Source organism: Paraburkholderia sp. WC7.3g, from assembly GCF_050436345.1.
In the GTDB taxonomy this organism is placed as follows: Bacteria; Pseudomonadota; Gammaproteobacteria; order Burkholderiales; family Burkholderiaceae; genus Paraburkholderia; species Paraburkholderia podalyriae.
Genome location: NZ_JBNDMA010000001.1, coordinates 1,343,024 through 1,355,362 on the forward strand (window position 1 = coordinate 1,343,024; position 12,339 = coordinate 1,355,362).

The 12,339-nt window shown below is 61.6% G+C and carries 13 protein-coding genes; 1 reads left to right on the forward strand and 12 read right to left on the reverse strand.

Annotated elements, in window-relative coordinates:
• Window positions 1-261: 261 nt before the first annotated feature.
• Window positions 262-1,158 (forward strand): EamA family transporter RarD, encoded by an 897-nt coding sequence (gene rarD / locus OKW43_RS06230; RefSeq protein WP_187635389.1) that lies wholly within the window; start codon window positions 262-264, stop codon window positions 1,156-1,158.
• A 14-nt stretch (window positions 1,159-1,172) separates the two neighbouring features.
• Here rarD and OKW43_RS06235 read toward each other — a convergent pair whose 3' ends face one another.
• The 12 genes from OKW43_RS06235 to OKW43_RS06290 all read right to left on the reverse strand — a co-directional run bounded on the left by OKW43_RS06235 (window position 1,173) and on the right by OKW43_RS06290 (window position 12,261).
• Window positions 1,173-1,712 (reverse strand): DUF962 domain-containing protein, encoded by a 540-nt coding sequence (locus OKW43_RS06235; RefSeq protein ID WP_429445895.1) that lies wholly within the window; start codon window positions 1,710-1,712, stop codon window positions 1,173-1,175.
• Between the two features lie 369 nt (window positions 1,713-2,081).
• Window positions 2,082-2,459 carry a hypothetical protein gene (locus tag OKW43_RS06240; protein ID WP_429445897.1) on the reverse strand — a complete coding sequence of 126 codons (378 nt, stop codon included), beginning with the start codon at window positions 2,457-2,459 and terminating at the stop codon, window positions 2,082-2,084.
• 125 nt (window positions 2,460-2,584) lie between these two features.
• Window positions 2,585-4,678: a putative bifunctional diguanylate cyclase/phosphodiesterase gene (locus OKW43_RS06245; protein ID WP_429445899.1), complete on the reverse strand. Its 2,094-nt coding sequence runs from the start codon at window positions 4,676-4,678 to the stop codon at window positions 2,585-2,587.
• Window positions 4,679-4,739: 61 nt separating this feature from the next.
• The gene (locus tag OKW43_RS06250; protein ID WP_429445901.1) at window positions 4,740-5,465 is read right to left on the reverse strand and encodes a GGDEF domain-containing protein; all 726 of its coding nucleotides are present in this window, start codon (window positions 5,463-5,465) and stop codon (window positions 4,740-4,742) included.
• A gap of 1 nt (window position 5,466) precedes the next feature.
• Entirely contained in the window at window positions 5,467-5,862 is a 396-nt protein-coding gene (locus OKW43_RS06255; protein ID WP_429445903.1) for a DUF1987 domain-containing protein, read from the reverse strand.
• A gap of 18 nt (window positions 5,863-5,880) precedes the next feature.
• A complete protein-coding gene (locus OKW43_RS06260) occupies window positions 5,881-6,444 on the reverse strand; it encodes a SiaB family protein kinase (protein WP_429445905.1) in 564 nt (187 codons plus the stop codon).
• A gap of 12 nt (window positions 6,445-6,456) precedes the next feature.
• Entirely contained in the window at window positions 6,457-7,572 is a 1,116-nt protein-coding gene (locus OKW43_RS06265; protein ID WP_429447337.1) for a SpoIIE family protein phosphatase, read from the reverse strand.
• A 310-nt stretch (window positions 7,573-7,882) separates the two neighbouring features.
• Window positions 7,883-8,143: a hypothetical protein gene (locus OKW43_RS06270; RefSeq protein WP_187635383.1), complete on the reverse strand. Its 261-nt coding sequence runs from the start codon at window positions 8,141-8,143 to the stop codon at window positions 7,883-7,885.
• Window positions 8,136-8,885, reverse strand: coding sequence for a DNA/RNA non-specific endonuclease (locus OKW43_RS06275; RefSeq protein ID WP_429445908.1), 750 nt, complete (start codon window positions 8,883-8,885; stop codon window positions 8,136-8,138). The genes OKW43_RS06270 and OKW43_RS06275 overlap by 8 nt, the downstream gene beginning before the upstream one ends.
• A gap of 322 nt (window positions 8,886-9,207) precedes the next feature.
• Window positions 9,208-9,567, reverse strand: a complete 360-nt coding sequence (locus OKW43_RS06280) for a DUF3564 domain-containing protein (RefSeq protein ID WP_187635381.1) — start codon at window positions 9,565-9,567, stop codon at window positions 9,208-9,210.
• 216 nt (window positions 9,568-9,783) lie between these two features.
• Window positions 9,784-11,496 carry an acid phosphatase gene (locus tag OKW43_RS06285; protein WP_429445910.1) on the reverse strand — a complete coding sequence of 571 codons (1,713 nt, stop codon included), beginning with the start codon at window positions 11,494-11,496 and terminating at the stop codon, window positions 9,784-9,786.
• A gap of 303 nt (window positions 11,497-11,799) precedes the next feature.
• Complete coding sequence (locus OKW43_RS06290; protein ID WP_187635379.1) at window positions 11,800-12,261, reverse strand: GNAT family N-acetyltransferase; 462 nt, start codon at window positions 12,259-12,261, stop codon at window positions 11,800-11,802.
• Window positions 12,262-12,339: the final 78 nt, after the last annotated feature.

Genomic DNA, 12,339 nt, shown 5'->3' on the forward strand with positions numbered 1-12,339 from the left:
ATGTTCTAGTGCATCGACGCGCGATGCGCACGACTAATTGCAGTCGATTGACGAAGAACCGCAGGCCCATTGGCAAATAACCCGTCTAGAATGCCCGTTTTCCTGCGATTCGCGCCACCGCTTCAGAACAACACCGCAGCGTGCGCCGCCTTGCCCGCGTGTCCGCCTGCTCACGAGACACACCTTCATGACGACAACGAACGCCGCGCGCCTGCGTCGCGCGCCGCAAGCCCACGCGTCGCACCGATCCCGGACCGCGCAATGAACCACCACGACTTCAGGCGCGGGCTTGCGCTGTCGGTCAGTGCGTCGGCGATGTTCGCATTACTGTCCGCTTACGCGACGCTGCTCAAACCGCTGTCGGGGCTCGACATCTTTGCGTGGCGCATCGTGTGGACCGTGCCCGGCGCGCTGCTGCTCGTCGCGGTGCGCAAGCGTCTACCGATTCTGCGCGCGCTCGTTGTCCGCATGATGACGCAGCCGAAGCTCTGCGCCGCGATGGTCGTGGCCGCGGGCTTGCTCGGCACGCAGCTGTGGCTGTTTCTGTGGGCACCGCTGCATGGGCGCATGCTGGAAGTGTCGCTCGGCTATTTCCTGCTGCCGCTCGTGATGGTGCTGGTCGGGCGCTTCCACTATCACGAGCGGCTCGACGCCTTGCAGTGGCTCGCGGTCGCGTGCGCGGCGCTTGGCGTGGCTCACGAGCTGTGGGTGACGGGCGCGTTCTCGTGGCCGACGCTCGTCGTTGCGCTCGGCTATCCGCCTTATCTGATGCTGCGCCGTCGGATCAATCAGGATTCGCTCGCGGTGTTCACGGTCGAAATGGCGTTGATGTTGCCGGTGGCGATCGTGTCCATCGTCAGCGGCGCTTCGCTGCAAGCGATCGCGGGACGTGCGGAAATGTGGTGTCTGCTGTTGCCGGGCCTCGGCGCGTTGAGCACGCTCGCGCTCGCGTCGTATCTGAAGGCGAGCCGTCTGTTGCCGGTCGCGTTGTTCGGCATTCTCGGCTACGTCGAGCCGGTGTTGCTCGTATTCGTGTCGATCACGCTGTTGCGCGAAACGCTGAGCGCCGCGCAACTCGCGACCTATGTGCCGATCTGGATCGCCGTCGCGCTGACCGCGCTGCATAGCGTGCGCTTCGTTCGGCTCGCGTCGAACTAACCTGCGGCGACCGCTCAGCGATGCGCTTCGGTCCGCTGCGGATTGATGCGCGTCGGACCCACTTGCGCGTCTATTGCATCGCGCAACTCGGGGCGCCAGCCGACCTTGAACAGCGCTTCGGCGAGCACGAATAGCGGACCGATCAACAGGCCGATCACGTCGTCGACGAATGCCGGCTTGCGATGTTCGTACGCGACGTGACCGACGAACTGGAACACCCAGCCGACCACGAACAGCCCAATGCCGGTCGCGAGCCACACGAGCGTCGCCTGTGCCGCGATCCACTCGCCGAACCCGACACATAGCGCCGACACGCAGGCCATCGTCACGCCGAGCGGCACGTCGAGCGCCAGGTAGTAGACGGTCGCCGCGACGAACAACAACCACGCTGGCGATAACGTGATCGGGAACACCCCCGCGCCAAACGACGGGCGGCTCAGCAATACCGCGAGCGCGAGCACGATCATCGGAATGCCGACGAAGTGGGTGGCGATATTGCGCCGGTCGCGATGGTAGGCCGCGTATTGCGTCAGTTGTTGCGTCAGCGTTCTCATCAGTGCCGCTCCTGTGTCAAAGTCAGCATAATCGCGGACAGCCGATTTTGAAACCATCGGATAGCCGACAATCAGCGGCGATCGCGCACGAATACCGTCCATGACGGAGCGTTTTTCATCGAATGAACTTGCCGCGCTGAAACTGCGCGATGCGGAGATCGAAATCGTCGATGCGGACAAGCTGCGTGATTACGCTCTGGTCGAGCGCGATTGATTACGTCGGCAGAAAGATACGACGGGGAATGACTTGCCGTATGGAAAAAAGGCGAGTCATAAGACTCGCCCTCCCTGAACGGCACAGTCCGGCTTCGATCAACTTCTATTTGAACAACACCTGCATGGCCGGTGAGCGCCGGAACCGATCACGTGTTATTGCGTTTTGGTCGTGTCGGCTTGTGCGCCGTCGGCTTTCGCCGGGGCAGTGCTGGCCTCTTTCGCGCTCTCCGTTTTAGTCTTCGCGGCGCTCGTTTCGACGGCGTTTTTGCCCGTGGACTTGTGGGCCTTCTTCGTATGGGCGGAAGTCTTTTTCAGGTGCTTTTGCGTAGCGGCTGCGGCAGGCGCTTTCGTCGCGGTCGCGCTGGCGTTCGTCACGCCGGCTTGTGCCGCGGTGCTCGCCTTCAGATTCGCCTGACCGGCGGCCGGCATCTGCGTGGCTTGTGCGGGTTGTGCGGCCGACGGTGCGGCCGTTTGAGCGAATGCGGTCGATACGAGCAGAGCGGAAGCAACAGCGGCGAAAAGCATCTTCATGATGTGACTCCTGGTTGAATCGGTGGATTCGTTTGTCGCGGCTGAATCATTTCAGCGCTGCCGGTTTAACGTTGGGGGGAATACAGGAGTTGACGCTGCGCTGGTGACAAAACGTAAGTAGTGCGTCAGCGCGGATACATGTCGCGCCTCGGAATGCGAGACCCCGGAAAGGCGCGACGCTCAAGGAAGTCCCCGACCGCGGTCTTGCCGAGCATTTGTGCTAAAGCCTCCGGCGAGACCGCTGGGCTAAACAGGAACCCTTGGGCCACTGTGCATCCATGGCGGACCAGAAATTCGCGCTGGACGTCGAGCTCGACCCCTTCGGCCACGACATCGAAGCTCAGCGTTTCAGCAATAGCGATGATGGCAAGCGACAGAGCTTCGAGTTCCTTGTCTCTGCCGATCTCGCAAACGAACGCGCGATCGATCTTGATGCGGTCGACACTAAAGCGTTTCAGATAGCTCAGGCTCGAATAACCGGTGCCGAAGTCGTCGATAGCGATGGACACGCCGAGCTCGCGCAGTTCGCGAAAAGCCCGTTGCGCTTCTTCCGCGTTGCGCATCAACGTGCCCTCGGTAACTTCGAGTTCCAGTAGTTCGGCGGGCCAGTGGGCATCCTCGAGTGCCGAGCGCACTACGCCTGGAAGGTCTGCTCGCTCGACCTGAAGGGGTGAAACATTGACCGATATGCGCACAGGCGGCAGACCTGAGCGTACCCATGCGTTCGCCTGCAGGCACGCGTGCCGCAGTACCCACGTGCCGATGCTCTGGATCAGACCGGTTTCTTCCGCAAGCGGGATGAATACGGCCGGCGAGACCTCACCGAGTTCCTCGTCGTGCCACCGTAAAAGCGCCTCGGCGCCGACGATGCAACCGGATTGCATGTCGATCTGCGGCTGATACGCCAGATACAACTCATTGGCTTTCGCAGCGCGCCGCAGCCGTGTCGTAAGCCGCAACTTCTCTGCCGCGGCCCGGCTCAGTTCCGGTTCGTAGAACTGGTAGCCGTTTCGCCCACGCGATTTCGCCCCGTACAACGCGGCGTCCGCATTTCGTGTCAGCAGATCCGGCTTGGCTCCATCTTGTGGAAAAGTACTGACGCCGATGCTTGCTTCAAGATAGAGCTCATGCTCGCCGATGCTATACGGCTCGCTCATCTCGTGAATGAGCGTGTCCAGCATTTCGGTGAGTTGCGTCGCGTCAGCTCGTTCGGCCACGATGACGAATTCATCACCCCCGTAGCGCGCGACGAAATCCGTCGCCCGCAGCAGACGCTGAAGCCTTCGCGCCACGGCCTTGAGCAGCAAATCGCCAATGCGGTGTCCGAGCGAATCGTTGACGTCCTTGAATCGATCGAGATCGAGGAAAAGGACGGAAACGTTTTGTCCTGTCGCTGCCGCGCGCACTAGCGACGCTGAAAGATGTTCGGCAAGCAGCATCCGGTTCGGCAGATCGGTCAGCGCATCGTATCTGGCTTGATGCTCGAGTCTTTTGAGCGAACGACGAAGGCGCGCTCCAATGCGCCCATTCCAGTGAATCAGCGAAACCAGCAACAAGGCCGCAACGACGCCGCAGCTCAACAGCATGCGCGTAAACCACTTCGCGTCCAGTGAGGATTTGCTGACGACTGAAGCGACCTTGGCGTCGGCCGCAAGTCGTACGTCGACGACCCGCTCCAGGACGCTATAGAAGTAGGCGTCGATTTCCTCGAGTCTGGGGTCGCCCACTGCCACGCTTCCGGGATGTTCCGCAATCTTGCGCGCAAGACCAAAGCTCAGTTCGCTCAGCCTGCCGATCATGTCGTCCAGATCCGACAGCCGCGCTACGCATTCCTGATTCTCGCTGCAACTCTCGCGCGCGTCGCGCGTCAAGGCGAGCAATTCCAGCATCGGAAAGCTGTAGGCGGCGCGGTGGTAGAGCGGCACCGTCGCTATCGAGGTGTAGAGCGTGGCATGCTCATCGAGCATGACGTGCTGGACCTGGTCGAGGTCGTGGCGCAGCCGCCCGGAAGCCTGGATCGTCCGAAGCGAACTGTCCTGGTCGCTGCTCTGGCGAATTGCGAGGAAGGTGCTCGTCGCAATGACAGCGAGAATGGCAAGCACGGCTATGACAGTACCGGCTTTGCGCGTTGCTTCCTGTCCCAAGGCACTTCCCTTTCCGTCAACGCGGCGCGAGCGAAAACCGGCCCGCCCGGATAGTGAATGTTCAGGTGGCTGCATGACTTGCGTTAAGGCGCTCCTGATCTACTCGTAACGGCGCGCTATATGTCTGCTCATCCGCCTATCGATCGGCAAATTCCACGCGGTTGCGCCCGCTTCGCTTGGCGCGGTACAAGGCAGCATCGGCGAGGCCATACGCGGTGTCGAAGCCGGTTCCGACTTCGTTGATGCTGACGCCAAAGCTGGCCGTGATGCGGCGCTCGACCGGTGCAACGACCAGCGAGTCACTGATGGCTTCTCGCATGCGCTCGGCAAGAATGGCGCCACTGGCCGGTTCATGACCGGGCAGCAGCACGGTGAACTCCTCACCGCCCACTCGCCCGATGAAGCCTTGTTCGCCCACGATTCTGCGCAGACAATCGACGACCCCCGAAATGACCGCGTCTCCAGTGGGGTGGCCGTATTCGTCGTTGATCCGTTTGAACTCGTCGATGTCCAGGATGATCATGACCGCGCTGCTGGTGCGCAAGACCTTGCTGGTCCGCTCGATGACCGCACTGCGGTTCAGTACGCCCGTCAACGCGTCGTGCGATGCGCGATACGCCAACTGCTGGGCCAGCGCCTGCATCTCGCGCTCAGCCCGGTCGCTGCGGCCGATCAGGCGCCGTGTTTCGCGCATCAGGCGCTGGAAGTGCTCGATCAGTTCGCCCAACGACTGGCGATACGCCTCGGCATCTGCGTCGATGACCGAATGCATGGCGAGAGCCTTCGCCAGCGCCGAGCTCTCGTTCTGGAATAGATCGGGCGCGCCGCCCGAGGACACTTCGCTGGAAGAGGTCGAACGCACTTTATCGTCCCTGCTGCGTGATGGGACGATCGGTGAACTCGATCGCGCGGAAATCGGACTTCAGTTCTTCGCCGAATTCGGCAATGGTCTCGTCTTCCTCGTCGCGATACCAGTTCATCAACACGCGGGTTCCCGATTCCGCCGCCTGATCCAGCGCGTCGAAGATGTTGAACAGCATTTTCGTGCTCGAGCTATTGAAGTACGTCAGCGCGACGTCGACGGTGATCTCGGCCCCGGCGTTCGCGGCGAGGTACTTGCGCATCTGCTCGATGATCGGCGCGAAAAAAGCGGCTGCGTTTTCAGGGTAGGACTCGCCCCTGATCGACAACGCGTGTTGGTCGAAGCGGAAATCGACTTCAGGCGACGTCGTCGTCGCGGGGATGTGTAGGTTTTCCATTGTCGTGTGCCTTTCTGCTCAGATGATGGCCGTGAGGCAAAACAGCGTGGTGCCGGGTTCGTCGGCACGCGGATGAAAAGCGAATTCAAGGGGCGCGCTCGCATCGCGCGCCATCGTCAGGAAGCCGAGGCCGGCGCCCTTGCTGTCTTTCGGAGCGTCGGTGCGCAATGACACCTTGTACGCCTGCTTGATTTCTTCAACGGACATGTTGCGCAGAGGCTCCAGCCTGCTGCGCAGGCCCTCGACCTCGGCAGTCGCGATGGGATTGACACACAACATCACGTGATGCTCGCCGTGCCTGGAGATGCACACGGCGCCCTCGCGTATCTCGCCCGCCTGCTGGCCGCCAGGCTCCAGAGCATTCGACGAGTAATGAACGATGTTCTGCGCCAGCTCGATAAAGGACGAGAAAATTCTGCGGCGGGTAGGACCGCTGACGCCAGCGACTTCCAGCTGCAGTTTCACGACCTCGCCCATCGCCGCGACAATGTTATGGGAGAAGTAGCCCTTGTGATAGAAGAGCACGTTGCGTCGCTGCGCAAGTTCGAAAAAGGCGCTGTCTTGTTCTGGTAGTTGGGACATTCGGGAAATTCACTAAATGCGGGCGCAGAAAAGCGTGACGTCGTCACGGCGTGGTTGGTTGCCTTGCCATTGCGCGAGCGCGAGCCGGACGCGCTCGCAAATCGTCGCCGGGGTTTCGGCGCGGCTTTCGAGGATCAGGTCGAGCGCACGGCGCCGGCCGAAAGAAATATTGCGGGGGCCGCCGATCTGATCGGCCAGGCCGTCGGTATAGATAAACAGCAGACTACCCGCCGTGACCGGAATCGAGCGCAAGCTCCATGCATAGTCGGCGCGGCTGTCCACATAACCGACGCCCATCCGGTCGGCTGCGATCGTTTCGAACTCCGCGGCGCCGGGCGACAGGATGTGCAGCGCGATCCTCGCGCCGGCAAAATGCAGCACGCTCTCCGCGGCATCGAACCAGAAGAGTGCCGTATCGAGGCCGTCGTTGGATTGGCTTCCTTCAGCGGCGCTGTTCACTTGCCCCAACAAGCCCTTGACGTTTCGATTGATGGCCGCCAGCAGTGCGGCCGGATCGCGTGGCCCGATGTGCTCGAGCGCCTTCGACAGTGACGCTGAAGCAAGCAAGGTCATGAAGGCGCCGGGAACGCCATGTCCGGTGCAATCGGCGACAGCGCCAAACCAGCCGTTCGGAAAGGCCGCGAAATGATAGAAATCGCCGCCGACGACGTCGCGAGGTTCCCAGACCATCGCCGCGTCGCGCAGTTTCGTCGACAGCGTCTCGCTCGAAGCACGCAACATCGCGCGCTGTATCACGCTGGCGTATTCGATGCTCTGCATGATCTGACGGTTCTTCTCCGCCTGCATTTCCGCAACCGCGCTGATAAGCTGCAGACCGCTGCCCAGGCCCGAGAAGCGTCCGTCGCGAGTCACGATGAAACCATCGACCAGCGCCTTTTCTCCAGCTTCGACAGTCCTGAACGTCAGCGCTTCGATGCTCACGTCGGCATCGACGATCAGCGGCTCCTTGTCCATGAACGCGATGCAGCTTTTCTTGTCGTAAAGCTCCCGATGGAACGGCCTGCTCATTTGCGACATGAAAATATCGCGGTTGATCAGGCCGATCGGACGGTGGTCATCGATGACAGCGAGGCTCTGCATGTCGCGGCGCGCCGAGAAGATCTCCATCACCACGGAGTTGGGATCTTCAACGTCGACGGACGGGACTTCCTGGCACAGATCTCCGGCAGTGCGCGGATTCCCCTGTGCGGAAGAACGGCGAAATCTCGAGAACGCTGCATGCATGGCGACGCCAGTCGGTGTATGAAGAACCTCGCACGCTAAGGTTTCTCCATGAACATTCTGTGACAGCGGGAAGTCTATCCGCTCTACTGGCGCGAGATTGGAAAACAGGCGGGCACGCAAAGGTTTGCGTGCCCGAGATCAGTAAAAACTGCGCATCTGCCAGGTTGCGTAAATGCAACGCCGGCGAATCCGATTATTGAAACGGATTCTGCACGACACCCGGTTTCGCATCCGGCTCGTCCTTCACCTTCGCCGGTAAATCCTGCTGCGCCTGCAGACTCGCGACGATTGCGTCAAGCGCTTCCTTCAGCGCGAGCGCCGCCTTCAATCCGCGCTGGTCGCGCGTCAATTCGAGCGTGCCGTTCAGCACGACACGCGTCGTGCCGTTGCTGAGCGTGAGTGCGTCGCCCTGAATATTGAGCACGTCGTCATCGTTCGAATAGGGCTTAAACACCTTTTAGTCCTCCTGGCCGCTGGTCCTTGAGGTTATCCGGAATGCCCGGAAAACGGATGCACGACATCGCTTCGAGTTCGTGAATCGTGCGCATGTCGTAGCGGTTGGTCGCTACATTATCAACCACGACTGCGAATGCCAGTTGACGCGACGGCACATACACGACCTTATACAACTGAGTGGGCACCAACACGCGCGTCGGTCCGATCGTCCGCAATTGCTGGCCGGCGAACAGCGGTCCGGTCACGACGTAAGTGTCGTCGTAGGCGAGCGTGATCTTGCGCACCGCGGTTTCGATGCGTGCCCACAATCGTTGGTTGTTCTGACGGTTTTGCGGCACGATGTTGGCGAGCGAGAACGATTGCGCCATCGCCTCATCGTTCCAGCGATTACCCGCCGGACTCATGTGACCGCGATCGAAGCCGCTGCGTTTGTAGTCGGCGAGTGTCGCGCCTTCGCCGTCAGGCAGACGCGATTCTTCGAAGAACTTGTTGGTGCGCACCCTATCTTTCGCTTCTTCGATGTGCTCGCGCGTCAGATGCTCGGCCGACCACAGCGGACCGTGAGTGATACCCGAATGCAGCACGGCGAAATCGCTATAACAAAGCAGGCGCGTTTTCGGCGCCATCTTCTGATTGGTGAGGACGGGCCATTGCGCATTCGGCGTGAACCCGGTGCAGGAAGGCGCCGCGCTCGCATGAGCGGCGACGGCGAAGAACAGACAGGCAAGCCACTTCTTCATGTGTCGGTGGTTCGATGGACGGGGGGCGCAAGTATAGCGTCGCGGCCCGCATCGAGCGACAGCACAATGCAAATCGAAGAAAGGGAACCTGGAAAGAAGGGAAGGCGGCGTGCGCCGGACAAAAAAATGGGCCGCTTTGCAGCGACCCGAATGCGTGGACTTCCGACTCTACGCACGCAAGCTTAAGAAGGTCTTAAGCGGGGCTATATCGCATGACCTTACGTTCGTTTGCGCACGTACAGATTGACACGTGCGAGCGGTGCTCGCGCAATGAGTCGGAAGTTTCGACCGGAAAGAAAAGCGCGACGAATCGCGACAGAACCTAATTACCGAACACGCTGTTTTCAGCGCAAACTTTTTGACGATCCACTGCCTGCAAGCGCCAGAAGCCGCTCGTCGCCTTGCGTGTTTGCAGCGCCGTCCATGCGGCGGCGCCTTGCGCGGCGCTCACTCGCTCCTTGCGATCGACGTGCAGACCTCGCAATGTACAGAGCGGCGCGTCGGCGCTTGGTGCGCACAGTGTGGTCACGCCGTTCTCGTCGCGCAACTCGCCCCACGGGGGCAGGTCGATCCCTTGATGCGCTTCTCTCGACCACCGATGTTCATCGGTATCGAGCCAGAGCACAGCGTAGTCATGGCTTACGGTGGGATCGGAACCGTTGATCAGGATGGTCAGTCGCATGGCAGTTCCGTTCATAAATTGCGAAGGGCTTTACCAGTCTAGGCCGTGCGGCGCTTTATGCAAGCCAAAGGCATCACGTGCGAATGGAAAAATATTCGTGAAATCGTGTGGCGAGATACAGTGCATGCTCAATGCGCCGCGGCATTCGCGAGATGCATGCTGTAACGACCACATGCACACCGCGAGCCGCGGCAAATCAACGCAGCCGCCAGGCGCTCAAGCAAGATCGAGCGAAGCGGTCAGATCGCCGAGCGGCGCCAGTCCGTTGCTGGCGAATGCCTTGTCGCGCACGACTACGCCATCGAGCGGTGCGAGTCCATGCACACGGTTAATGAAACGCAGAATCGAGTTCGTGTCGTACACCGTGTGATCGACATAGCCCTTCTTCGCGAGCGGCGAGATCACGAGCGCGGGTACGCGCGAACCCGGACCCCAGCGATCGCCGATCGGTGGCGCGACGTGATCCCACCAGCCGCCGTTCTCGTCGACGGTGACGATCACGACCGTGTTCTGCCATTGCGGGCCGCGCTGAATGTGCTCGATCAGCGTCGCGATGTGACGGTCGCCCGAGGCGACGTCCGCGTAGCCCGCGTGCATGTTCAGGTCGCCTTGCGGTTTGTAGAACGTGACGGTCGGCAAACGTCCCGCATCGATGTCGGCGATCAGGCGATTGGTCGACGCGTCATTGCCCATGCCGCCGTCGCGCAGGTAGCGGCGGCGCGCGGCGGTGCCCGGCGCGTAATTGGCGAAGTAGTTGAACGGCTGATGGTGGTACTGAAAGTCGGGCATCGACCCGGTATCACGATGATCGAGCGCGTATTGCCACGCGCCGCTGTACCACGCCCAGTCGATGCCCTTGCCGGTCAGCCGGTCGCCGATCGTCGCGTAATGCTGCGGCGGCATCACGCGCGGGTTCGACAGATCCGCGAAAGCCGGGTCGCCGCCTTCGGCCGGACGGACGCTGCTCGGCTGATACGGCGGCGCCATCGTGTTGACCGCGTAGCCGTCGGCCGTGAAAGCGCCGTCGTTGACGAACTTCGGCGGGCCGTCGAGCGCCGACGCGGGCGAATTGGGGGCGAGCTTCAAACGGGTGCCGGTCGGATCGTCGCCTTCGACGACCGACACCATCTTCCTCGCCGGACTGTTGTGGATGTCCGGATAGAAGGGCGCCTGCGCCGAGATCAGGAAGATGTGGTTCAACCACGAGCCGCCGAAAGCGGCCATGAAGAAGTTGTCGCACAGCGTGTACTGCTGCGCGAGATTCCATAGGCGCAGCGTGTCGGCGGAACTGCGGTAGTGCCCCATCACAAGGCCGCCGGAATCACCCCACGCGGCGAACTGATTGTTGCGCCCCGCGTTGATCTGCATCTGGTTCTGATAGAAGCGATGCACGAGGTCGCGCGTGATCACGCTGGTCGGCAGCGGCGCGCCGTGCGCATCTGCGATGCGGAACGGCCGGTTATGCAGATGATCGAGATCCTTTTCGCCGATCATGTAGCGCTTGCCGTCCACTTCCTGCGCTTGCGGCACGAGCCCGCCCCAGATCGCCGGCAGTCGTGGCAGCGGCGTCTTGCCATCGCGGTCGAACTGGACGTATTGCTCGGCGCTGACCGCGTCGAGCGGATGCTGGACGCCCGGGTAGTTGCCGTAGAGGTTCGCGAAGCTGCGGTTCTCGGCGTAAATCACCACGATGTTCTTCACCTGATCGTGCAGCGCAGCGTCGAGCCGCAAGTCGGCGGCGCTGCGCGGCGGACCGTTGCCCGCAAGTCCCTCGCCCGTTTTGCAGCCGGTCAGCGCGAGGCCGAGGCCGACCGCCGCGAGACCGGTCAGCACGCGCCGGCGTTCGGGGTCGTCGGGAGCGTCGTTGGCGTTATCGATTGAATCGGGGTTGTGCAGTTTCGGCGGCAGGTGAGGATCGTGGTCGGTCATCGGTGAGTTCCGAGGGAGACGTAACGGTCGCATCGGCGCTGCTCGAAGCGGCGCGCGCGACACCGGTTATGGATTCGCCGAGGCCGGCTGGCCTCGCGGTTTTACGGCAGCCGGCGCTTCACACGCCAGCTGTGATGCGTGGCATCGACGGCTAATAGTAGCCATTGCCGCGCGTCGGTCGGATGACATTTTTGCGTCGCATAACGGTCGACGGTCAATTCGAGTTCGTCATGTTTGCGCCGATGGCTACGCCTGGTCGGCCCGGAGCGCGCGGCTGCGAGGGCTTTGACGCAGCGCCGTGCGTTAAAGCGCCTTGCGATAAACCACGAACCCCGATTTGTCCGCGACCTTGTCGTAGAGCTGCATCGCGGTGCGATTCGTCTCGTGCGTCTGCCAGTACACGCGTTGCGCACCGTCGGCTTTTGCCCGCGCATAGACCGCCTCGATCAGCGCACGGCCGACGCCCTTGCCGCGCTCGCTATCGAGCGTGTACAGGTCCTGCAGATAGCAGATCGGTCCGGCCATCGTCGTGTGACGGTGATAGAGGAAATGCACGATGCCATGCAACTGCCCGGCGCGTTCCGCGACGAACGCATGCATCGGCTCGTAGCCATCGAAAAAGCGATTCCACGTGATTTGCGTGATCTCGCGCGGCAACGCGGTCTCGCCCGAGCGGCCATAAAACGCGTTGTAGGCGTCCCATAGCGGCAGCCATGCATCGAAATCGTCACGGTTGACGGCGCGGATCTGCAGCGGGGCGGACATGAGGGCGGCTCCTTTGGAAAGCTGTGGAACCGCCAGCATAGAAAATCTACGGCGCGATTGTTAGCTCCACCACATGCG